The following is a 23,117-nucleotide window of genomic DNA, read 5'->3' as shown; positions in this document are numbered from 1 at the left end:
TTCGATTAATGCGTTGGTTGATTTTCTTGATATTGGGCAATGTGCTTTTGAATCACACCGCCTATTTCTTCGTTGAATGAAGCAGAATCGGAGTATTGGTCTCCAGCCAGGATCAGCACGTTCAGAATTCCTTGTGCTTCGTCTTCAGAGCATTCTTGGAGCCAGCCCTGTAAACGATTCTTAGCTTCGGATTGAAAACCACTGAGTCCTTTTGGGCTTCCATTGCCAGCGAGGAGTCCGAGGCCCATTTCTCTGATTTCTTTGTTCTTGAGGAGTTCACCAATTTCTTGAATGGTAGAACGCTTATTGGATTCATATTCTAGATCTCGTTTGTCTCGTTCGAGTTCTCGAACCTTATCTTGAAGTGAATCCCTTTCATCTCTGTATTTCTCTAATCGCTCATTCTCCTTTTTGAGTTGAGAGATTTGATGCTCGAGTATTCTTACTTCGGCTTTCTTACCAAATAGTTCACCTAGCGTATCTGGTGATTGAATCGATCCAAGTCCATTGGATTCTTCAGAAAGTCGACGACGCATATCGATGAAGCGTTCCTCGATGGCTTGAATCTGAGCATAGGCTTTTTGGTAGCCTTCTTCTTCAGGCTTCTTTCGAGCCATGACAGACCGGGCCGTGTTTAATGCACGAGCCAGAGCCATGGGATCATTTGATATGCGTATTTGTTCGACGTTCATGGATGAGGAAGAAGTCTAGAGCTTCTTTTTACTGATTAGGTTGAAGAAGAAATCTGTGATTCTTTGTGGGGCGATGACAAGGACGATTCCAAGGAGAAAGGCTATCCCAAGGATGTAGTCTTCTACCGGTCGTTTTAGTTCCACGAAGAAGCTGGCTGTCCAGATTATGACAGATAAGCTTGATAGAACGAGTCCTGGCCAAGTAGTGATTCGTTTATGTCTTTGCTCTGGTGTCATGGTGTTGGTGTAAGGGTGTCACGAGTTGTCCAACTTCCACTATTTCTCACCTGAACAATGAAGTTTCCAGTTCCACTTTCAATTCCCATTCTCCACGCTCCATCAGCATCTGGGTCACCGAAGTATTGCCAGGATCCTACGACACCGATTATGATATCTTGACTCACTTGAAACGGCCCAGCTACTTGCGTTTCCCCGATGAGATTGATAGCCTCAGCTTCAATATTGATTCGATTACCAGCTTCATTGATTTCGATGTAACTCTGATTTAAGTCTGAGTCAATGTCGGAGTAATCACCTAGGACGAAGCTGTTGTTTGTCTCGATGGCAATTGGATTGAGTATATAGGCGGAGCTTCCAGTATTTAGCGTTCGTTGAAGGTCGAGCGTATTGATTGTACTCCGAATAGCCGAAGCTGTGTCCCATAAAGCTGCATTGCTTGCCTTGAGAGCTAGGCTTGATGCTACAGCAAGTGTTGAAGGATATGTATTGGGACCAGGAGAGTTGAGATCATTCACTCTATTGGCAGTACTTTCAGCATTATTGATATCTCCCACATTCAAGGAGACTTCTCCGGTTTTACCTGCTACACTGGAGACAAAACCATTTTGTAGTTGATTGAATGCTGCATCCCATTGAGCTGATTTGTTTACTTCACCTAAGTAAAGCGACCAATCAGGGAAGTTGATGGTCTTTTCACCATTGGGTATGATGTTGTTACCGATAACAATGTTGCTATCTATGTTTTCGAGATCATCGGGTGGTACAATTGGATAGATGTAAGCCCCTTCTTCTCTGTCTGAAGTTCGGTGACCAATGTGAATGACATCGTTTCCTTGGAACCCTCCACTACCTGGTCTTCGGTACAGGGAATATGTGCCAATTCCGATGTTTCGATTACCAGTATTCGCCCATAGAGCGGACTCATAACCAATGGCGATTACGTTGCGTTGCTCGCCCTGAATTCCGTATCCAGAGTTTGACCCAAGGAGTACAGATGCAACGATAGATCGCGATGGATACCCACTACCAAAATTGGTTCCTGCATTTACACCAGCAATTACATTTCGATAAGAGTATGGAATTGCTCTTCCGGCACCTTCGCCAAGGAATAAGCTAGCATTCAACAACGGAATGTCCCTGCCTGCTGATCCGCCAAGAGCTGTAGAGCTACCACCTGCATCAGAAGCAGGTTGAGTTGGGTTGAAGAAACCAGCTTGGCCATTTGTATTACGCAATGAGCCTCCACCAAAAGCCGTAGAGTAAGTGCCTTGGAAGTCCTGCATCGCTGCATATCCAGCGCCTGTGTTTACAGAGTAAGTTGCATGCGATGCATCTTTGCCTGCATCTTGCCCCAGGTAAAAGCTGTAATCACCAGTATAGGTTCCTTCATCGTCTCCACCACCAGAATAGAAATTGGCCCCACCGAACAATAGGGTATCCCGGCGATTACCCCATGAAAGGGAGCGAATCACTTGAGAAGTAGAATCCCAAATGGCACTATTGCCCATTCCATCTACCTTGACGGTATCGCCGAAAATGGCACCCTTCTTCCAGTTGTAATACTGGGTGCTTGTGATCTGAGAGAGTCCTAGAAGCGGACTCAAAAGAATGAAGATGAATAATCGAGTTTTCATAGAATAAATCCTTTCAATCTTCCTGTTTGTGCGTCGCTAAAGGTGATTTGACCTTGACTAGAATTCAATTGTATGGCCCCAGGCAGAGAGGAGAAGATTTCAATGCCATTGAGAGTCAAGTGCAAGTCATCTTCTTCCTTTCCAACCAATCGAGGATCAGTGTAGGTCAATTGATTCTCTAGAAGGATGTCCACCTTCTGAGTGATGGTAGAAGCCGGGTGTTTTCCAAATGCGCCTCTCATCAGCAAATCTTTTCGCCGGATTCCTCTGTTTCGGGATGGAAGACTTCGAGGTATACGATCAAGTCTTTCGTTCCAACTTCTCCAAATCGAATGGCCTTGTGAATGGACTCGGTCAGGGTTGGATTTCCCAAGGTGAGCCCTTCGCGAGACTGAAGGTTAGTGAGCATTGGAGCTTGGTTCAAAGAGCCATCACCAATAAATACTTCAGCGGTTCCTTGATTGAAGAACTGGTACTGGAGAACAGCATCTAGCTTCAATTCGGAATCGGAAGTGATTCGGCGAGTAATGGTTCTTTTTCGACCCTTTAGCATTCTGCGTACTTGACAAGAATGAATACCACTTGATACTTCAAAGTTCCGGTTGGAGCCGAGCCAACTTGTGTGATGATGTCAGTCGAACTCTTTGGTGAAAAGTCCAAAGGCACAATACGGTCGTTCACACTTACACTGCGATCTATTTGAAGCGCTTTGGCATTGACAGGTTCCACAATGGTTCTACCTCCGGAGTCTAAGCCAATACTGTAATCCAAGACATCAGATCCATCAATCTCAGTGAAGATGGCTCCAATACAACGGTCGTAGCTCGTGTCAAGATTGACCTGATCCGTTGAGTTACCAGCACTGTCCTTGGAGACCGTGAAGGCTTGCATTTTTCTTTGTTGAATGGTCTTTTCCATTTGCTGTTGAGTGAGGTTGTCCCAGGGAAGGGCCGGTAATCAACGGACTACCGACCCCACGAGAAACACTGGGCACAATGGAAGAACTATGAACGAGTTCGCGTTTGGAATCCTTCGAATTCGATGCGGGCGAAGTTGTTGTTGGTCGCGCCTATCGCAGCACCCTCAGGCATCAATAGTTTGATGTCTGTTTCCGAGTCGCCAGCCAACAGGATCATTCCAGGCAATTGATACAAATCACCGCTTTGAGAATCGGCATTCACTTGAGTGAGCAAGCGAGATACAGGAATGCGAATTTTGCGCTTTCCGTCTTGATGAATCTCGAACATCGAATTCACCAATGCAGCTGGCAAGTTCTCGCGGTCACTGTCGTAGGCCACAGCGGCTGGATTGGTTCCCAAGGCATCAGCATAAGCAATACGGAGACCCGTCACAACAAATGCTTGATTGGCATCGAGCTTCTTGCCGTTGAAATCACTCTTTCCATTCGCACGATTGTTGGAAGAAATGAGGAGTTCAACGATGTTCCCCTCAGTAAATTGAGTGCAGTGGATGAGGCCTCCAGGCTGGAGCTCAATATTACCTTTCTGAAGATCAGAAATGATAGATGGAGCGAGGCCGCCATTGTTTCCTTTGGAAGCTTGAGCTGCTAGAAAATTCGCAGCTACCATGGCGGGCATGAAATTCTTTTGGTTCACTTGGTATTCAGTTTTGGGTATTGGACTTAGGCTACCAATTGGTCAGCCATTGAACTTTCAGGATAGGTGCCGAGCAATGTGCCGGAGTTCACTCCTGGCTCATCGTAATCAGCGATGGTGGATGACTCGAGGATGTTTCGAAGTGCGCTGCCGCCTTGAAGTCCTCTCATTGGGTGATGTTCACATAGGAAGGCTTTGGCTACTGCTGGAGCACGTAGACCATTTACACCACCAGATGTTGTAGTGCTTGGAATCTGCTGGCCAAACATATTGGCCAGCTTGCCTACGTTGTGAACAGCCACACCGGCGGATATGCCTTTAACGATGGTAGCTACATCGCTTGAACCTTTAACACTGGCATGAAGTGCTAATGATCCAAGGATTACGCCGGCTACAATAGCCTTATTGCGAACAGTAGGTGCACTGATATCCGGCAAGAAGTTGTGTCCGGCTCGAGAAATGAGGAAGCCTGCACCGGCAGATCCGCCAAAGATTCCGGTTTGTTTCAGGCTCGCTGCATTCGGTGCTTGGAGCTTCAATTTACTCATGACTTTGATTTTGGTATGGGTTTGGGTTATACGGTTGCCTTGACGGGCTTGTTATCGGGTTTGTCTGAGGAGCTGAGTGCTTTGTAAGCTCCAAAGGCGATACCTCCGACGGCTAACCATCCTAGAATGCTGGAGCCAAAGCTGGCCTTGACCGTTGTGGGAGTATTATTGGTTCCGACGTTGGGAAGGTTACCGCCACCTGGCAGCAAATTCGTTCCTACTTGAACTGAATCACCTCCGCTAGTGGTGCTCAATTGAGTGTCAAGATGGGTTGCAATCTCTCGCAAAGCTTCACTGTATACTAGGAGATAGCGATTCCACACTCGCTCTTCTCCACGAGAACTGTATTCACCTCGATCTATCCGTCCTTTCAGTCTTTCGATTCGAGCATTTGCCTCCGTCACGGCTGCCTGAAGGTCAGGGATGCCAGCTTGTCGAAAGTTCTTCCAACCGACTCCGTTGACATTTGGCCAGTTCTTGGAGTAAACCTGAGTTTTCAAACTCTCATAACGTTCTTGTTCACTTCCAGAGAATAGAGGTCCCAGCGCATTTGCAATTGCAGTAGTGGCTGCGATGATTGCGCTTACTGAAATAGGTTCACCTAAACCACTCAATTGACGAATAGCTTCTGGAGTGAAAGGGCAACCCAGCTGACAAACCTTTTGCAATTGCTTACCAGAGATCTCCGATTTCGAAATGACGTTTGAAGGTTGATCTTCTGAAGCAATCATGAGGACGAAACGGTCTTCTCCTGTTCTTTGAACTTCAGATATGATTGGTCGTTGAGGAAGGCTGCTTGTAGGAGTACTACATGCCAATCCCGAAGTAGGACCATTGAGAACGGCGTGCTTTAGCATAGGATAAAAGTTGATTTCGGTGTGAGGCGGGACGTGATCATAGGAAGGCACTCCATCAATCACCCAGTAGGAGTTGGGATTTGATTCCTCAATTGAGTTACCTCGCTTTGGGACTACCACAAACACATGCGACCATTGAGTGGCATAGTTTGGACCGTCAGAGGCCGCTCCTTGTTGTTTGATACGAGCGAAGTAGTGTGGGATGCCTAGTTCAAGCAGAATTTGAGAGGCAATGACAGAAAATGATTTACAATCAATTCCTTTCTCTCTGTCTGCCCAAGCTCTGGACAGCACACGGATCAATTGCCAGTCCGTGTCCGCCAGATACTGAAAGTGATTATAAAGGAAGTTCTTGATGTTCTTGACCGTCTCATAGCGGGTAGATCCTATGAGCTTCTTGGATAGCTCGGAGGCTTCGTGGGCATACTCTCGAGCTGCACGGTCCATGATCTTGAGGGTGGTATCCGTATTGCCGGTCTCCATCTGAATTCGGTTACCTTGAGGAGATGGAATCAATGGACTGTATTCAAGACCAACTGAGAGCGGACGATAGTGTGCACTAGAAATTGCAGTGCCTGGACCGTTTAGTTTCTCATTGTCGTTCTTCTTTTTGAACTTGAAGAAACGGTCGTAGAAGTCTTTTCCGAAGTTACCTAGAACACCGCCAGCGAAGGTGACCAGCACGAATACGAGAATACGGTAAGTCAGTGGCAATTGAGCGTCAAGAATGGACTCTGCTTCAACCGAAACGAAGTGAACAGCTCCGAAGAGACTTCCGCTGATAAAGCCAATGGCATTGAAACCGTGTTCGTGCATATTCCGCTTTGAAGTGGGGGTAAGCATGTACCGCCTGTTTGATGTTCACTTCAAAGAGAGTCAAGACTCAATTGAGTGGTCTCACATACCATCAAATAGCCTCGGATAAGATGTGATTCCCTTCGAAACCCTCAGATTTGCTCACTTCTGCGTGATTTTGCGCTGGCTTCTAAACGCTCATTTTGATATTCTTGAACAAATCAATTGAGCATGTCATTCATTCTACGACCATATGGAAAGCGAGAGCTCTACAATGAGCTCGTAAACCGGGGATACTCGATGAGTTATGGGTATTTCCGAGATCAATTGACAACGGCTTTGGAGTACAAAGGTGAGCGGCTGAAAGACCTGAAGCGAAGGAAGACGTTGAGTGCTTTCGAGGTGCAGCGGTATATCCAGGAATGTGGATTACCACGAGCGTTAAACGAGATGTAGAAAATCGAACTATATTTGAGTTCAACTGAAGGAGTTGAGAAGCCTTCTTTGAGAGATTTAGCAAGAGAAAGGAGAGAAAGAAAAAGGCACCCATTATGGGTGCCTTTTATCATTTTGAGGCTTCCAATGCCTTCTCACTTCTCTTCGCCAGTAGTCGAATGAGTCTCTAAAATCCCACATTCGAATGATCTTTTGCGGGAAGCTGCTCCGATTGTCATATGCAATCATCATTCGATCGCGTTGTAGCGGATACTTAATTACCAAGCGGTTGAACATGCTTTGTGCAATGATTTCGCAATTGTAGCGGAACTTCTTGTCCTCTCGATAGAAGGAGTAATAAACGTACTGAAGGTCTCCATCCTGGTAGATGCAAAACTTCACAGCAGCCTCGGCTTTCCAGTCTTTATAACGACCATTTTTCATCGCTCGCTGGATTTTGAGAGGTTCAACAAATCCTTGTTAGCTAGATAAATTGAGTATAACTCCATTCTGTGCTGCGGCCAGAGTTTGTGCACTTTCTTCTCTAGAGCCTTGAAGCGGCCCAATGTTGGATTATCGAGCCATTCATCGACCGCTTTTCTGAAGTACTTCTTATCCCTCCATTGCTTTTTCATCTTCCCTGAGATATGCTTCTTGCGCTCTTTCTCATAAGTCAGATTCCAGAGGCCCTTGAAGCCGGAATAGTCACCATCATCCAATTTCCGCTCCATGTCAAAGAACTGAACTGGGTACATCGTGAATCGATTTGGCTTTTCGGAAACATAATTGGCCTGTTGATTGATAATACGCTCCATGATGGAAAGCCGGTGTCGAACGCCTTGCATGGTTTTGCACTTGGTGAAATATCGTTCCAGGATGTATTCCATGGATCTTTGATATTCGGAGTCTTTGACATTCGAGCGCTTCCAAAGCTTGTTGTGTGCCATCCAAAGAAACTGCTGGACTAGAGGGCGGATTTGTTCCTCTAACGGGTGGCGCGGCACGCCCTCTGTTTGAAATTTTTCAAAAGGGCCCGGATGCTTAAGTGCCAGGTGTGGGCATAAAGCGTCCAGCCGCTCTTGTATGGTTTTGACTTCTCTTGGTGTGTTCTTTCTCTTTTCAATTGAGTTCGCGGATGAGCTTTGCTCAGACGCTCCATCTTGCTTTAATCTTTTATTTAAAGAAGTTAGAATATACTGGTATGGTTGTCGTTTTTTCCGAAACCCCTTCGGTAAAGCCCATTCCTTCGTTATCCCTCCAATATTCGACTTCGGTAATTTTTTCTCGTCAGAGAGGTCAAAAAAAAGTAGGAATTCAGGGTTAATATCGAGCTCGTAATCACTCTGAGTTCCATGATTACGTTTTTCTAGAATGAAGTTAAGATCTATCAAACGTTGGATATGATTCCATACCGTCTTATGAGAACAGTGATTAAGTCTTGAGGCTAGTTTTACGTTGTTTACCCATAGAGTGTAAGGCACATCGGGACTGAGTCTTACACCTCCCTCATAGGCCCATGTCTTATTCTCTTCTCGGAGCTGTTCAATGATGCATCGGGTTACTTCATGTATGAAATTCAGATGAACTGACTTGATCAATTGATACTTTGGCGGATATCCGAGCTTCTTACGCTCTTTGCGAATGCTTCTAATATTTGCATTGTACATTGCTATCCATTCTTCATACAATTGGCGCTGCGTGTGGAAATCTATGTATGGAAAGTAGATTACATCTGATTGTTTGTTACCCGCTCTATTGGTCTTAATGAGCGTCTTAAATTTTTCCTTGGCACCAGGTATTGCACCCAGTGCAGAAAGCATAGGATTCATGATGCTGAGTAATTCAGATTAAACAGAATGAAATAAGGAAGTCCGGCTCCAGACTGGACTAGTGAGTAGTGAGTGTCAATTGATTGCTGGAGCCGGGACTTCTCTCGGTGCATGATAAACTTCAAGACTTGGCAATTGTCTTGAAATTGTCTTGTTGAAGTGGGGCGATATTTACTTCCAATACTACTCACTAGTCAACATTAATTGACTAGAGCAATATTAGAATGAGTAGGGCTTAAAGCAAAGCGCAAAATCGTGCAGAAGTGAGCAATTACGGGAAGTGTAGGGCCATTTGCCTCATTTCAGGTTCCTGGTCAGCTGGTGAAGCAATTATGGTAATATGAACCAACTGTCACTACGCTATTTTGCGAAGTGTAACTTCGGAATCGACTGAGGTGCGGAAGTGGGGGTATTAAACGCCAATATCAATTGCTCTGAGATGAAGAGTATGATTAAGCCTTCAGTTCTGGTCTGTCATTCACAATGTGCGATGAAAAGCTAAGATTAGTTAAGTCAATCCGTTTCTGCTCAGAGCTCAAAACTGAGTCTAGGTCGAGGCTGATACCCCTGAGCAACGGTTAGTATATGAAAAGTAGACGATTTCGAAGCGCGAAACTTTCGGTTAAGCACAAACTTTGATACGAGCCAGAACTCTTGATTTTATTACTGCTTCGCCTATCTTTTATATACATTGTTAGCTGCTGGCTTTATTCTATTTTTAGTTTCATCATAATGTCGGTTTGTTCATCGCTTCCAAGTTTGAAAACGTGTTTGTCAAACGCTTTAAATCCATTTTTTTCATAAAATCGGATTGCTCTTGGGTTTTGTTCCCAAACTCCTAACCAAACATATTCCACGTTTTTATCTTTCGCCAATTCAATGGCTTTGTCATAAAGAAATTGTCCGACTTTTTTTCCGTGAAATTCTTTTAGCACGTAAATCCGTTCAATTTCGAGTGCGTTTTTGTCTTTAATTTCGGTTTGAGATTCTCCAATGTTTACTTTTAAATATCCGATTGTTTTTCCGTCAAGTTCCGCAAAGTAAAATTCAGCGTTTTGGTCGGTCAGTTCCGCAGTCAGTTTTTCCGTTGAAAATCCGTTTTCCAAATATTCTTTCATATTCTCCTCGCTGTTTTCCGAGGAAAAAGTTTCGGCAAAAGTCAGTTTTCCGATTTCTTTTAGTTTTTCAATATCTTGAATATTTACTTTTCTGATTTTCATTTTTTATTGTGCGTTTTTTCAGCTTGCAGCTAACTCGTTGATATAATCAGGATTGTAATTCTTTATCTCTGAAATGTCCTTGATATGAAGAGGTTTGAGAGATAAGGCGGCCAGATAAAACTACAAAAAGAAAAGGGCCTCTCGGCCCTTCCTCACGCTAATTGAAACTTTCCCGATGTCGTCAGCTGCCGCATATCATCGGCTATTTTCTGATCTACAATCCTCGCATAGTGTTGAGTTGTCTTCAAATTGGTGTGTCCAAGCATTCTACTGACAGACTCAATTGATACTCCGTTTTGAAGCGTTACGGTAGTGGCAAACGTATGCCTAGCCACGTGGAAGGTGAGCTTCTTTTCAATGCCGCATAAGTCGGCTATTTCCTTGAGGTAAGCATTGAGCTTTTGGTTGCTCAATACCTTGAAGATCGGCTCTTCAGCTTTCAAATATTCAAGTAAGCAATGTTTGTCAATGATTGCCTTTGCTCGAGCTAGCATAGGAACCTGACTTTTAGTTTTAGTCTTTTGTCTACGGGTTTTAATCCACCAAAGTCCATCTGGAGTCTGCTCAATCTCTGAACGTTTGAGCTTTTTGACATCGGAGTAGGAGAGTCCGGTATAGCAAGCAAAGATGAATAGGTCCTTTACCTGCTCGAGTCGGTTCACCTTGAAAGTATTTTCTTCAATGCGTTTCAGCTCAGCTTCGGTGAGATAGGCACGATCCGTTTCTTTCAGTCGAAGAGACATTCCCTCGAATGGATCTGTGGATAGCCAACCAGAACGAAGTGCACGGTTGATGATCTTCTTGAAGTTCTGAAGGAATTTGATGGCGGTGTTCTCCATTAGTCCTTTGTCGAAGCGAAGGAACTGGTGGAACTCACGAACTACATTATATCGCACTTGTCGGATGGGTAAGTCCTTCATGTTGTATTGAGCCTTTAGGAAGTCCTTAAAATGCTTCATGCAAGTTTGATGCTTTTGGTACAGGGTGTATGAGGTAGCCTTACCGATCATCTTGTGCAACTCTTCATTGTGTTCGGTCCAAATACCAATGATTGTCCGAATCTGATCACCATCTCGTCCTTGCATTCGATTCCGAACTTGTTCAGCTGTAATCTCTTCATGCTCGCGCATGAGTTCACCATACGCCTGGTAAGCCTTGGACTTGAGTGTTTCCATATGCATGGAGATCTCCATGAATTGGTTGCACTTGGGTTTGGGTTGACGATTTTTTACGTCCCATTCCTTTTCAGGGATACGCAGTCCAACATTCATGGAGGCGGTGGAGCCGTTTACTGTAAGGCGCAGAATGATAGGTGCACCTTGGTTGTTAGACTTAGACTTGTTGAGTAAGAATAGAAGTTTGAATGTGTTTCTCGTTGACATACTTCTTCCTTTTGTGCCAGTGAAATGTGCCAGATTCCACAAGCGGATTTCATGCCCTCACTTCAAAAACCAAAATTATAAGGGACGCTCGAAATTGCATTGCGCAATCTTCTGCATCCTTGAGCAAGCCTGCGAAGTAGCGTTTTGTAGGAAAATCGTAACCCCTGAAAGCATGGGGTTACGATTTGGACACCGTTTTTTTGCTCAAAACCGCATTTTCCTGCTCAGTACTGAAAAACAAAAAGTCCCGAAAATGCTAGGATTTTCGGGACTTTGCTCAGAATTGTAAAATTCCTCAGCGGAGAGGGAGGGATTCGAACCCCCGGAGGTGTGACCCTCAACGGTTTTCAAGACCGCCGCATTCGACCACTCTGCCACCTCTCCTAGTGGCTTAGCCGGGTGCAAATGTAATATAGAAATGTAAATTTCCCAGTGTTTCTGTGATAAAGAGCTAAAAAAAACTCAGAATTCCCAGAAGAAACCGAAGGTTAAGGGTGTAATTTCTTGACGTGTAGCGCTGTACGCTTGTGTGGCGAAAACACCGAATTTTTGAAATTGTAAAGCCAAAGTCATGTAAGTATGTCTCCTCGATTCTACTGGCGACAAAAATTTGCTGTCAAAATAGTCGGTTCCGATCTGACCATAGCCAATTCTGAGGTAGGATCTCCATGTCTGATTGATATCGTATCGCAGCTCGGTGAACATCCGAAGGGAGAGCATTTGCTTGGATCGTACATCGGTGAAGGCCGTTGAGTCGTTGTACGAGTTGCCGTCCGCGTCTTTAATGAGATTGTCGTAAGCCCCAAACCCGATGTCTATGTTTCCATTGATGGTAAAGGGAGAAAGGTACCAGCCTGGTGCAATTTCAACTGCACGCATTCCAACCCCAAGATGATAGCCTAGATTGTGATATGTAGCGACTCCCTCAGGGGCAAGTGCTGGCATTCTGAAGTTATAGGCTCCCGCTCCATATCTTGCTCCCATCTGCATGGAGGAAATTTCACCTTGTCGGGAATAGATGAATGAAACTGTTCCGTATTGAATATTCTGATCTGTGGGATACCACGTATTCGCTACGGGAGCTCGAGCATAGGAAAGAGAAATTCGATCGGTTTTGTCGTTGGTTATTGTAACGGGTTGAAAGGGATCTACAGGGGCGGTATAGGCCTTGCCATAAGGCAGTTCGTATTCGGGAGTATAGACTCCGCAAGAGTAGACCAGACAGGTCATGCTGAATAGTGCAATGATCTTCATAGCATAGGTTTTTATCGACTCTTTAAAGTCGGTTATGAAGGTGATTGGTGACACCTTCTAATGGTTTGGTATGTGGAAGATACACAATTCTCATTTCACTTGGATATATCGGTCTACTGATCAGTAGATTGTGGGTTTGTTGCCTTTTCCTTTATTCCTTGCGAAGAGTTGCAGACCTTTGACTTTCCAAAAGTTTACCGAAGCATGAATACGCTACAACTGATAGAAAAGACCGAAGCCCGAATGATGGAAATGTTTGCCAATGAGCACACAGGTCACGATTGGTTTCACATCGATAGGGTTCGGAGAATGGCCTTGGTTCTCGCCCATGAAGAGGGAGCTGATTCTCAGGTTGTAGAGCTAGCAGCGCTGCTTCACGACATTGACGATTGGAAGTTCAACGGTGGAGATGTTGATGGTGGCCCGAAGGCTGCACGAGCTTGGTTGGAGAGCTTAGATGGCCGTCCCGATGTGATTGATCGCGTTGTGAAAGTCGTGGAAGAGGTCACCTTTAAGGGAGCAGGTGTAGATACGCCAACGAGCTCTATTGAGGCAGCTGTAGTTCAAGATGCCGATCGATTGGATGCCATAGGAGCAATTGGAATCGGAAGGGCTTTTGCCTACGGAGGTGCGAATAAACGTCAGCTTTGGAATCCTGAGGAGGAGGTGGAATACCACGATACATTTGAAGCTTACAAGAAGAACAACAATTCTACGCTTGCACATTTTCACGAAAAACTACTTCTCCTCAAAGACAGAATGCAAACGGAGAGCGGAAAGAAAATGGCCGAGAAACGACACCAGTATATGGAGTCTTTCCTCGACCAATTTGAAAGTGAGTGGTGGGGAGATTAATCCTCTCTTTTATCCCGAAGACTGTATCCTCCGAGAAAGCCCAAGCCACCTTTTACATTGGTAAATACTTGAACGGGTTGGGAGAATAGATCTCCACTTCCGCCAAATTGCTGGTAGCGCTGGCGAGAAGTGTGGTATTTGTAGCCGCTTTCGTCAAGGGTTTTTACTGTTATGTAAAGAGAGATGTCATCCCCAGGATTGGGTTCCCATCCTTCGTTGTACAATTGAAGAGGTATGTTGACTTCTTTTCCTTCAAATCCCTCATTGGTTCCAAAGAGTTCATTGAGACGATAGTAGTAGTCTCCATCGGTAATGGGACGTGCATACGGACTTTTAGAAGTGAGTTGAACTTCATAGCCAGTAGAGCCTAGCGTGGTGTCATTGTAGCGGTATTCAGCCGTAATACAGAAGTATCGTCTACCGTTTCCAGGGTCTTGTAATTTCAAGTTGTACACCTTGTAGGCATCGTAGAAATTGAAAGTGTCTGGCGGGTACACTGTGCTCTCGTATTTAAAGCTGTTGATGGCAATAGGGAAGGGAACAGTACACTTTGCCGAAACATCGTCGTAGCCCGTTGCCGAAGCTTTTACTTCATAACTCTTGCCAGTTACAATTTGCAGCGCATTCGTAGAGTAGTAGCCCGATGCTCTTTCGATAACAGGAATCCACGCTCCTCCAACTTCGCGGATCTGAACATCCGCATTCTGAATTGGACCGGGAATTCCGATGTCGAGGATGTCAATGCTGTTGCTCAAGATGAATTGCACGGAGTCTTCAAATCGACTCAATCCAAATCCAGAGGAAACGGCATTGCTCGGTCCCAATACAATCATGGGTTCTGAAAGATCGCCATTGTAGTCGATGGTTTTCTCACATGCGATGAATGGCAGTGCTAGAAGTATATAGATGAACTTTTTCATGACTAGAATTTAAATGACCAAGAAACTGAAGGAAGAATAGGGAAGAGGCTTACTTGTGTGAGCTTTTTACCTGTATTCTCTGTACTGAAGTACAGGTAGAATGGATTCTTTCGGTTGTACACGTTGTACACCCCGAATTGCCAAATACTCTCACCCCAGCTGGTCTTTTTTGTGTGAGTGAAACTCAAGTCTAAACGATGGTACGCGGGAGCTCGATAGTTGTTGCGCTCGCTTACATGCTCGATTAACTCTCCCGTATATGGGTCGCGGTATTGTGCCGTTGGAAGTGTTACTGCGTTTCCAGTTCCATACACAAACACGGCTCCCATGGTCCAGGTGTCCGACAATTTGTGAGTCACTGCGATACTTAGATCGTGTCTTCTATCGTAGGTGTAAGGATACGGATTGCCAAAGTTCACTTCGTCGAATTGACGATTGGAACTGCTCCAGGTGTAGCCGATCCAGCCCGTTGTTGCGCCTACTTTCTTTTCCAACAAGAGTTCCAATCCGTAACTCCAACCTCTTCCGGTAGTTACTTTGTTTTGCCAATCTTGAGATCCGGCAAAGAAGCTTGAACCTTCCTTGTATTCAATCAAATTGGACATTTCCTTGTAATACACTTCACCACTCACTTGGTAGCTTTTACCGAAGCTTCGGGCGTATCCAGCTGCGAGTTGCCAGCTCTGTTGCGGAGCGACCTCTTCGGTGGCAGGAACCCATAAATCGGTTGGTAAGCCCAAGGATTGATTGGTCAACAAGTGAAGGTATTGCGTCATGGTGCTAAAGCTCGCTTTCACAGATGATTGATCATCAATTAAGAAACGGCCTGTAGCTCTAGGTTGTAGAGAGGTGTAGAATTTCTCACCAACAGCAAATGCCGAGGCGTGAAGACCAACGTTAAAGCGCCATCTTTCGCCAATGCTGAAGTCATCGCGGAAGTAGAGTTGGAACTCGTGAGCGAGCTGTTGCTGACTTCCGTATGTGGTATCAATCTCGGTAGAATCGTTAGAAAAGGAAGATGAATTGACACCGGGTGTAAAGGTGTGGTTGATGTATCCACCACCGAATTTCACTTCATGTCCCGCCGCTGGATACCAGTCGAAGTCCACTTTTGCTCCTAGGTCTTCAATAGAGCTAAGGTACTCGACAGATTGCTTGAGGAAGTCATTTACTCCAGGTCCCTTTTCAGACTCTTCTTCTGTGAAGCCTACATTGAAGTTGTACTTGGTGTAAGTGGCTGTTACGTTCATGAACAGGTCAGATTGGAGTCGGGAATTCCAGCGCAAACTCCCAATGGTATTCCCCCATGCAAGGGAAGATTCAAACTGATTTCTATAGGTGATTCCACTGGAAGTATAGGAATAGTCGTCAGATGCACTGGCTTTGTCGCGACCATTGTAAATGGAAAAATACAAGTGGTTGTTATCATTAATGCGGGTGTTCACCTTTCCGTTGATGTCGTAGAAGTAATACCCGGCAGATTCACCGTCGGTAGCCGTTTCAATAAAGGGTTTGGCTAGAACATCGATGTAGGTTCTTCTCGCACTAAAGAGAAAGGAGGATCGATCTTTGGCGATAGGGCCTTCAAAGGTGAACTTGGAAGAAATCAAGCCGATGGAGCCGCTACCGTGGTATTCATTCATGTTTCCTTCTTTCATACGGATGTCGAGAACCGAACTGAGTCGGCCGCCATATTCTGCTGGAAATCCTCCTTTAATCAACTCCACAGACTTGACTGCATCGCCGTTGAAAAGGGAAAAGAAACCAAAGAGGTGACTGACGTTGTAAACAGGAACACCATCCATGAGGACGAGGTTTTGGTCGGGTCCACCTCCGCGAACATAGAATCCACTGGTGCCTTCTGAACCACTTTGCACCCCCGGGAGGAGCTGAATGGTTTTGAGTAGGTCGGTTTCACCAAGTAAAACAGGGAGGTTTTTAACTTGGGCCATATCCAATCGAACGGTAGACATTTGTGCCTCTTGCTCAATGGGCTCGGCAGATTGGCTCACGATTTCTACTTCATTGAGCATGTTGTCGCCTACCAATTGAAAATCATATTGAACATCTTGAGTGTTCAGTGCAATCTTCACCTCTTGCATGTAATAGCCAACATAGCTAATGAGAAGGTGGGCACTATCGCCTTTGAGATTCAAACTGTAAAACCCGTAATCGTTGGTTCGGGTACTTTGGTTGGAGATTTTATCGTATACAAATACGTGTATGAGTTTTTCTCCACTCGCTTCATCCGTGACGTAACCGTTAAGTACGTGATTGGCGTTTGGATTGCTTTGACCCAATGCCCATGTCGAGGCAAAAGTGATCAGGCCGAAGAGCAGTTTCTTCATGTCTGTGGTGATAAGTTTAGGTGCAAGTAGTTATTAAGGTCGTGGTTATAACGAAAACCGTACCCAAAACGTGAGAGGAGGAAGAAGATTGCAGATTTTTTTTTCGCGCAAGTTGCGAACAATCAGAGGATTCTGTGTATGCCTAAAAAAAATGCCCACAAGGGGCATACTTAACGCGCGATTAACGCGAAAAAACAAAACGCCGACGTATCTTTGCCGGCGTAAGTTTCTTCATACTTATAGGCGAGTTTTTGTGTGGAAGGAGTGGTTGTGCGACCCACTCCTTTCTTTTTTTCTCTTACCTGTTCCCAAATATAGAAGAACTTGCGTTTGAAACAAATTCTCTCCTCATCTTTTTCTGTTTACAAGGCGGTAATTTAATGTTGCCCAATCATTAAGAATGATCTTCCACTCGGATAAGTGGTTCATTTTCAGGTAATGTTATCTTTCCAAAAGGAGTGAGTTCCAAGTCGAACTCGTTTTTGCATTTGCGTTCAAAATTTTCACGCTCTTCTGGGGCTACCACAACGAGTAATCCTCCACTGGTTTGCGGATCGCATAGTAGCGTTTTGGAAGCATCGCTCAGTGGGGCAATATGCTGACCATAAGATTTGAAATTTCGAGTTGTTCCTCCAGGGATGGATTTCTTTTCCATGTAATCCATCCAGATTGCCGGATCCAATTGAGGAACGTCATTGCGACGCACTACAGCAGTGGTTCCAGAAGAGGAGCAAATTTCATTTAAGTGCCCTAGAAGTCCGAAGCCCGTAACGTCCGTTAATGAATGCACTTCATCCCAGCTAGAGAAGCTAGCGCCAGGAGAGTTGAGACGCAACATGGTTTCTTTTGCCCACTTTACGTGTTCCGGTTTGGCAATGCCTTTCTTCTCGGCTGTGGTTACCATTCCTATTCCAAGAGGCTTGGTCAAGTAGAGCAAGTCGCCTTCTTGAGCACCTTTGTTTTTCTTTATTTTTTCTGTGGGTACAATTCCTGTAACCGCCAATCCAAAGATGGGTTCAGGACAATCAATGCTGTGACCTCCCGCCAGTGGAATCCCTGCGCGGTTGCACACATCTCTACCGCCGTTCACCACTCTTCCGGCAATTTCCTCACTCAACTTGTCGATTGGCCAACCGAGAATGGCAATGGCCATGATGGGTTTACCGCCCATGGCATAGATATCACTGATGGCGTTGGCAGCGGCAATTCGACCAAAATCTTCGGGATCATCCACAATGGGCATGAAGAAATCGGTCGTGCTGATAACACTGGTTCCATTGCCTAAATCGTAAACCGCTGCATCATCTTTGGTTTCATTTCCTACCAAGAGGTTCTTGAAATGAGGTTGATCTCCAGCGTGCTTTAAAATGGAGTCCAATACAGCAGGCGATATTTTACATCCACAACCTGCACCGTGACTATATTGTGTGAGTCGTACGTCCATACGGTATTATTCTTCTTTGTTGATCAGAAGTTCGGCAATCTCTTCCACCGATTTCCCCGAAACATCCACAAAGTTCTGTTCTTGTTTTTCTCGTTTTTTGTCCAACGCGTGGCGATACGCTTTGTCGTAGTACTTCAATGCAATTTCAGCGGCCTTTGATAGATTTCCATTTCGGACTTCTTCCAGTGCCAATTGTACTTCGGGGCCTCCCAATCGCTTCTTGATAAAGTTGAAGGATCGTTCAAATTCTTCGTATTCAGCCTCACCATAACACGAGGCTAAGAATGCCGCGCGCTCTGCAACCGTTTTCTCTATAACAGTGATGGGTGAAGTGAAGATGGCATTCATCAATTCGGGAGGCAGAACCACTTTGCCAATCAACCGACTCTCATCTTCAATCCAAATGGTTCTCTTCCAATCGAGCTGGACAAGTTCTTTAACCAATAGATTCATGAAGTGTTCGGTGCTCGGCTGTTTCTCTTCTAGAAAATGACCAAATGCCGAACCTTTGTGATGGGCGAGTCCTTCTAAGTCGATGACTTGTGCCCCTCGATCCTTCATTTGAAGTAGGATTTCCGTCTTTGCAGAACCCGTCATTCCCCCCAGTACGTGCCACTTGGCATTTTTTGAATACTGAAGAATCACTTCCCCCACCCAAGTGCGATAAGCCTTGTAACCTCCAGGGATCTTGTACACTTTGAACCCCGCAAATTCCAAGAGCCATTTCACAGCGCCACTCCGCATTCCTCCTCTCCAGCAGTAGATGTACACTTCTTTGTTCGGTGCCAATTCTTTGGCAGATTGGACTAGGCGGAGCATTTTTGGGCCAACAAATTCCAATCCTTTCTCAATAGCCGCATCCTGACTCTCCTGTTTATAAAGAGTGCCGATTTCCGCTCGCTCATCATCATCAAATAAGGGAAATGAAAGCGCGCCGGGGACGTGCCCCGATTCGAATTCAGAAGGAGAACGAACATCTAACACCGGAATCCCGTTAGATTGTATTATAGTAGTAAATGGAACCTGTTTCACTTCAGAAAGGTACATGTAAGTTGGAAATTGAGTGTCTTTACTTACAAGGAATATCCCTGCCGTTGTCGAGATTCGTATCTTACTGATGCACCAAAAGAGAATTTATGATGAAGAGATATGCATGGCTCTTGCCCCTTGTGTTATTGGCAACTTACGCTCAAGCACAATCGTCTTTCTACAAGTATTCGAAATCAACCCTGCGAATTGGAGATACGCTCACCGTGAATGCTTTTCAGTTCAAAATGAGTGTGGATGAATACGATAGATTTGAGGAGGAATGGGAAGAGGAAGTTGATGATGTGGCCGACGATTCCGAGATGAGAGGAGGTCTTTTAGTCGCCACAGAAATTGAGATTCCTGAAGATTCGGAGGAGTACTATGATGCGTACACCACCTGTGTTGATTTACACGATTCGGTGCAAGTGAAAGTCGCATTTAGAGATACATCGGGTTTCCTCCTGACAGAGCGAAATGAACAGTACACTCGTTTGGAAACGGCTTCCAAGCTGTTTATGGCTCGCATGTACCATGCCTATAGAATGGAGTACTTAGAAAGAGCTGAGGATGCGATGGAGGAAGCCGAGGAGAAGGTAGAAGATCTTCAAGATGATTTGGAAGAGGCCCGTGACGATGTTGTGAAGTTGCAGCGTGAGATTGCGAATACCCGAACCAAGATGGAAGAGAAGCGCGTGCGTCAAACATCCATTTCAAGTGAAATTGGTCAGCTACGCCAAACTATGGCACGGTCTACGGATAACGAAGAGCAAGAGCGCGCTAATAGAACCATTCGTCAACTAGAAAGTGAAAAGGAATCCATCTCGGATGATCTCGAGGAAGGAACCGAGAAGATTCAAGATGCTGAAAGAGAGATTAGCGATTTGGAAATCGAACAGATTCGACTTAATCGTAACTTGGAGCTCGCTAGAAACGAGTACATTAAAGCGAAGGCGAAGCACGACGAACTCAAATTAGAAATTCAATCGTATCGAGTAGAATGAGAAGGATAGCACGCACATTGGGGTTGGTAATTTTTGTGGGAGGATTGTCTTCCTGTGTCGCCAAGAAGGAATATGAAGCGGTTGTAGCAGATCGAGACAGATTGCGCAGCGATAGCACCAAATTGAGAACAGATCTTTCTGATTGTTTGCAACAACAAGAGGGATTGTTGGAGCAGAACAAAACCATTAGTCAACAATACCAAAACGAGCGTAACATCTGGGATACGGAGAAGGAAGTGCTACTCACCCAGTTGGATCAACAAGGAGTTGAGTTGGATGAAAAGAATGCTGCACTTCGCGAACGAGCGGAGCGTTTGCAGGAGCTCCAAAATCGATTGGATGAGCAAATGGAGGCTACTCGGGCTCTTCGAAGCGCGGTGGCCAATGCCTTGGTCAATTTCTCCAGTGACGAACTGCAGGTGAGTATTGAGAATGGCCGAGTGAAAGTTTCGCTTTCAGAGAATCTTCTCTTTCCATCTGCCAGTGTGGATTTAGATCCAAAAGGGGTTGAGGCCCTGGGCAAGTTGGCCGTAGTTCTCAAGAATAATCCAGATGTGGATATCATGATTGTGGGCTATACCGACAGCTTGGCAATTCGCACTGCACGATTCAGAAACAATTGGGATTTGTCGGTGATTCGCGCAACGACTATTTCATCCATCCTACAAGAAAAGTACGGCGTATCCGGAAGTCGCCTCACCGCAGCTGGACAATCGGAGTTTGTTCCCGTGGCTACTAATGACACAGAAGAAGGTCGGGCTTTAAATAGACGAACAGAGATTTTTCTGTCTCCAAAGCTGGATGTGCTGATGGAGGCTTTAGATGAAGAAGAGGAAGCCATTTTGGAGCCATAAGATGCGACGGAGGCATTGTCGCCTCACTGAGTGCGATCTAGAGGATTTTTTTGATAACGCGGAGTCTGTGTGTATGCGTGCGCAACTCCGCGTTGTGTATTCCGCTTTGGTCAAGGCGATCTAAGCGGACTTTCCCACTGGCGTGAATGATGTAATTGTCTTTCAGCAAAATTCCCACGTGGATGATTTTGCCATCTGAATTATCAAAGAAGGCTAGGTCGCCCGGTTCTGCTTCCTCAATAAAACTGAGGGCTTCACCACAATTGGCTTGCTCACTGGCATCTCGAGGGATAGAATGACCAATCATGCGATAGACGAGCTGGGTAAAGCCACTACAATCAATTCCAAATGGAGACCTGCCGCCCCACAAATAAGGGGTGTTGATGTAGGAGTATGCCCATTCTACCAAATCCGCTTTTGGACCTTTTTCTCGAATGATTTCATGGGGTGCAGAATACGTTCTCTCACCGATTTCAACATAATCCGTTTTGTTCAAACCGGGCAAAAAACTCCCTTGAACTACCATCAAGTGATCCAGGTGATTTTTACTCTGCAACATATCTACGGGAGCGCCTGCCAGAGGAAGGTGCGCTTTGGTCAGCGCGGTGTATTTTTCCTTGGTGATCAGTTCGGCTTGTTTCTTATCGATCCAGCCTTCGTAACCATCGTGGGCTAGGCGAATACGGTACCACAACTTGCGTTGATCCACTATTTTGAACGCTTCACCAAACAGGGCCTGATTCACCATCTCACTTAAGTCAGATGGCTCAGCTCTCATTGGTACAATACTAAGCGGACAAATTCCGTATTCCATAAAGACAAAAAAATCCCGACGTTCCGCAAAAGTGCGGAAGTCGGGATGAAAGTACCAAATTATACGCGTTCAATCACAACTGCAGAAGCACCACCGCCACCGTTACAGATGCCAGCTGCGCCATATTTAGCGTTGTTTTGTTCGAGTACATTGATGAGTGTCACCAAGATACGAGCTCCAGATGCGCCTAGTGGGTGTCCGATAGAAACTGCACCACCATTTACATTTGTTTGCTCTGGAGTGATACCCAGAAGCTTCATGTTTGCCAAACCTACTACAGAGAACGCTTCGTTCAATTCGTAGAATTGGATGTCTTCTTTGGTCAATCCTGCCTTTGCAATAGCTGCAGGAACGGCTTTTGCCGGAGCTGTTGTAAACCACTCTGGCTCGTGTGCCGCATCTGCATAACCACGAACAACAGCGATAGGCTTAAGTCCGAGGCTTTCTGCTTTTTCACGACTCATCAACACAAGTGCAGCAGCACCGTCGTTCAAGGTAGAAGCGTTAGCAGCGGTTACTGTACCGTCTTTAGAGAACACAGGACGAAGCGAAGCCACTTTGTCGGCACGAAGATTCTTGTACTCTTCATCTTCCGACATCACTACAGGCTCACCACGACGCTGCGGGATTTCAACTGGAACAACTTCATTGCTATAATTTCCAGCTTCCCAAGCGGCTGCAGATCTACGGTAAGATTCCAAGGCAAATGCATCTTGCTCTTCGCGAGTGAACTTCATGTCAGTTGCACAAAGATCAGCGCAAACGCCCATATGTGTTTGTTGATAAACGTCGGTCAAACCGTCTTTCACAAGACCATCTACCAATTGGATGTCGCCCAATTTCACACCGTTTCTTCCAGTAGGAAGGTAGTGAGGAACGGCTGACATGTTCTCCATACCACCTGCAATCACTACGTCGTTGTCGCCGGCCTTAATGGTTTGTGCGGCCAACATAACCGACTTCATACCTGAAGAACATACTTTGTTTACTGTAGTACATGGAACGTTGTTACCAATACCAGCGAAGATCGCGGCCTGACGAGCAGGAGCTTGACCTACATTGGCTTGGAGCACGTTGCCCATAAATACTTCTTGAACCTCTTTAGGGTCGAGGTTGATTTTATTGAGAGCTCCTTTAATTGCAGTGGCGCCGAGTTGTGCGGCATTCACTGAAGCGAGACTTCCACCAAAGCTTCCGATTGGAGTGCGAACGGCAGAAACGATTACGACTTCTTTCATGGGTAAAGTGAGTTTTGCTCGTTTTTTGAGTTTGACGCGAAGGTAAGGAAAAGCACCTGAAGGTTGGGGAAGGGTGGAGGAGAATGAGGGGGCTGACTATGGCTTTTGACAT

General features: G+C 45.4%; 23 protein-coding genes and 1 tRNA gene. 4 read left to right on the top strand and 20 right to left on the bottom strand.

What is annotated here, in order from left to right; all coding sequences use genetic code 11:
* Positions 1-5: 5 nt before the first annotated feature.
* The 8 genes from F8C82_RS07740 to F8C82_RS07705 all read right to left on the bottom strand — a co-directional run bounded on the left by F8C82_RS07740 (position 6) and on the right by F8C82_RS07705 (position 6,430).
* Positions 6-617, bottom strand: coding sequence for a hypothetical protein (locus F8C82_RS07740; RefSeq protein WP_151693018.1), 612 nt, complete (start codon positions 615-617; stop codon positions 6-8).
* Positions 618-925: 308 nt separating this feature from the next.
* Entirely contained in the window at positions 926-2,566 is a 1,641-nt protein-coding gene (locus F8C82_RS07735; RefSeq protein WP_151693017.1) for a hypothetical protein, read from the bottom strand.
* On the bottom strand, positions 2,563-2,808 hold the full coding sequence (locus F8C82_RS07730; RefSeq protein WP_151693016.1) for a hypothetical protein: 246 nt from the start codon (positions 2,806-2,808) through the stop codon (positions 2,563-2,565). Before F8C82_RS07730 ends, F8C82_RS07735 begins: the two co-directional genes overlap by 4 nt.
* The gene (locus F8C82_RS07725; RefSeq protein ID WP_151693015.1) at positions 2,808-3,119 is read right to left on the bottom strand and encodes a hypothetical protein; all 312 of its coding nucleotides are present in this window, start codon (positions 3,117-3,119) and stop codon (positions 2,808-2,810) included. The genes F8C82_RS07730 and F8C82_RS07725 overlap by 1 nt, the downstream gene beginning before the upstream one ends.
* Entirely contained in the window at positions 3,113-3,484 is a 372-nt protein-coding gene (locus F8C82_RS07720) for a hypothetical protein (RefSeq protein ID WP_151693014.1), read from the bottom strand. Before F8C82_RS07720 ends, F8C82_RS07725 begins: the two co-directional genes overlap by 7 nt.
* An 86-nt stretch (positions 3,485-3,570) precedes the next feature.
* The gene (locus F8C82_RS07715; protein ID WP_151693013.1) at positions 3,571-4,182 is read right to left on the bottom strand and encodes a hypothetical protein; all 612 of its coding nucleotides are present in this window, start codon (positions 4,180-4,182) and stop codon (positions 3,571-3,573) included.
* Between the two features lie 26 nt (positions 4,183-4,208).
* Positions 4,209-4,730: a hypothetical protein gene (locus tag F8C82_RS07710; protein WP_151693012.1), complete on the bottom strand. Its 522-nt coding sequence runs from the start codon at positions 4,728-4,730 to the stop codon at positions 4,209-4,211.
* 26 nt (positions 4,731-4,756) lie between these two features.
* Positions 4,757-6,430 (bottom strand): hypothetical protein, encoded by a 1,674-nt coding sequence (locus F8C82_RS07705; protein ID WP_151693011.1) that lies wholly within the window; start codon positions 6,428-6,430, stop codon positions 4,757-4,759.
* Between the two features lie 183 nt (positions 6,431-6,613).
* Between F8C82_RS07705 and F8C82_RS07700 the strand changes: the two genes are divergently transcribed.
* Entirely contained in the window at positions 6,614-6,838 is a 225-nt protein-coding gene (locus F8C82_RS07700; protein WP_151693010.1) for a hypothetical protein, read from the top strand.
* A gap of 93 nt (positions 6,839-6,931) precedes the next feature.
* Here F8C82_RS07700 and F8C82_RS07695 read toward each other — a convergent pair whose 3' ends face one another.
* The 6 genes from F8C82_RS07695 to F8C82_RS07670 form a co-directional block, all read right to left on the bottom strand.
* On the bottom strand, positions 6,932-7,261 hold the full coding sequence (locus F8C82_RS07695) for a hypothetical protein (RefSeq protein ID WP_151693009.1): 330 nt from the start codon (positions 7,259-7,261) through the stop codon (positions 6,932-6,934).
* On the bottom strand, positions 7,258-8,646 hold the full coding sequence (locus F8C82_RS07690; protein ID WP_151693008.1) for a hypothetical protein: 1,389 nt from the start codon (positions 8,644-8,646) through the stop codon (positions 7,258-7,260). Before F8C82_RS07690 ends, F8C82_RS07695 begins: the two co-directional genes overlap by 4 nt.
* 707 nt (positions 8,647-9,353) lie before the next feature.
* Positions 9,354-9,866 carry a GNAT family N-acetyltransferase gene (locus F8C82_RS07685; RefSeq protein WP_151693007.1) on the bottom strand — a complete coding sequence of 171 codons (513 nt, stop codon included), beginning with the start codon at positions 9,864-9,866 and terminating at the stop codon, positions 9,354-9,356.
* A 152-nt stretch (positions 9,867-10,018) separates the two neighbouring features.
* Positions 10,019-11,248: a site-specific integrase gene (locus F8C82_RS07680; protein WP_151693006.1), complete on the bottom strand. Its 1,230-nt coding sequence runs from the start codon at positions 11,246-11,248 to the stop codon at positions 10,019-10,021.
* Between the two features lie 299 nt (positions 11,249-11,547).
* Positions 11,548-11,632 (bottom strand) — tRNA-Ser (locus F8C82_RS07675).
* 78 nt (positions 11,633-11,710) lie between these two features.
* The gene (locus F8C82_RS07670) at positions 11,711-12,502 is read right to left on the bottom strand and encodes a hypothetical protein (RefSeq protein WP_151693005.1); all 792 of its coding nucleotides are present in this window, start codon (positions 12,500-12,502) and stop codon (positions 11,711-11,713) included.
* A gap of 204 nt (positions 12,503-12,706) precedes the next feature.
* Here F8C82_RS07670 and F8C82_RS07665 point away from each other — a divergent pair, with 204 nt between their 5' ends.
* Positions 12,707-13,357, top strand: coding sequence for an HD domain-containing protein (locus F8C82_RS07665; protein ID WP_151693004.1), 651 nt, complete (start codon positions 12,707-12,709; stop codon positions 13,355-13,357).
* Here F8C82_RS07665 and F8C82_RS07660 read toward each other — a convergent pair.
* The 4 genes from F8C82_RS07660 to mnmH form a co-directional block, all read right to left on the bottom strand.
* Positions 13,354-14,277: a DUF4249 domain-containing protein gene (locus F8C82_RS07660; protein ID WP_151693003.1), complete on the bottom strand. Its 924-nt coding sequence runs from the start codon at positions 14,275-14,277 to the stop codon at positions 13,354-13,356. The genes F8C82_RS07665 and F8C82_RS07660 overlap by 4 nt on opposite strands.
* Before the next feature lie 2 nt (positions 14,278-14,279).
* Positions 14,280-16,625, bottom strand: coding sequence for a TonB-dependent receptor (locus F8C82_RS07655; protein ID WP_151693002.1), 2,346 nt, complete (start codon positions 16,623-16,625; stop codon positions 14,280-14,282).
* Between the two features lie 394 nt (positions 16,626-17,019).
* A complete protein-coding gene (gene selD / locus F8C82_RS07650) occupies positions 17,020-18,069 on the bottom strand; it encodes a selenide, water dikinase SelD (RefSeq protein ID WP_151693001.1) in 1,050 nt (349 codons plus the stop codon).
* 6 nt (positions 18,070-18,075) lie between these two features.
* Positions 18,076-19,116, bottom strand: coding sequence for a tRNA 2-selenouridine(34) synthase MnmH (gene mnmH, locus F8C82_RS07645; protein ID WP_151693000.1), 1,041 nt, complete (start codon positions 19,114-19,116; stop codon positions 18,076-18,078).
* Between the two features lie 89 nt (positions 19,117-19,205).
* On the opposite strand from mnmH, the gene F8C82_RS07640 reads away from it, so the two are divergent.
* Both F8C82_RS07640 and F8C82_RS07635 read left to right on the top strand, forming a co-directional pair.
* Positions 19,206-20,099, top strand: coding sequence for a hypothetical protein (locus F8C82_RS07640; protein WP_151692999.1), 894 nt, complete (start codon positions 19,206-19,208; stop codon positions 20,097-20,099).
* A complete protein-coding gene (locus F8C82_RS07635) occupies positions 20,096-20,953 on the top strand; it encodes an OmpA family protein (protein ID WP_151692998.1) in 858 nt (285 codons plus the stop codon). Before F8C82_RS07640 ends, F8C82_RS07635 begins: the two co-directional genes overlap by 4 nt.
* A gap of 37 nt (positions 20,954-20,990) precedes the next feature.
* Here the strand turns inward: F8C82_RS07635 and F8C82_RS07630 are convergent, their stop codons facing one another.
* Entirely contained in the window at positions 20,991-21,767 is a 777-nt protein-coding gene (locus F8C82_RS07630; RefSeq protein WP_151692997.1) for a C40 family peptidase, read from the bottom strand.
* A 59-nt stretch (positions 21,768-21,826) separates the two neighbouring features.
* Positions 21,827-23,005: an acetyl-CoA C-acyltransferase gene (locus F8C82_RS07625; RefSeq protein ID WP_151692996.1), complete on the bottom strand. Its 1,179-nt coding sequence runs from the start codon at positions 23,003-23,005 to the stop codon at positions 21,827-21,829.
* Positions 23,006-23,117 lie beyond the last annotated feature (112 nt).

It is taken from the genome of Phaeocystidibacter marisrubri (assembly GCF_008933165.1).
GTDB classification, from domain to species: domain Bacteria; phylum Bacteroidota; class Bacteroidia; order Flavobacteriales; family Schleiferiaceae; genus Phaeocystidibacter; species Phaeocystidibacter marisrubri.
The sequence above is the reverse complement of the archived record's forward strand: the minus strand, read 5'-3'. Positions and strand labels throughout refer to the sequence as shown.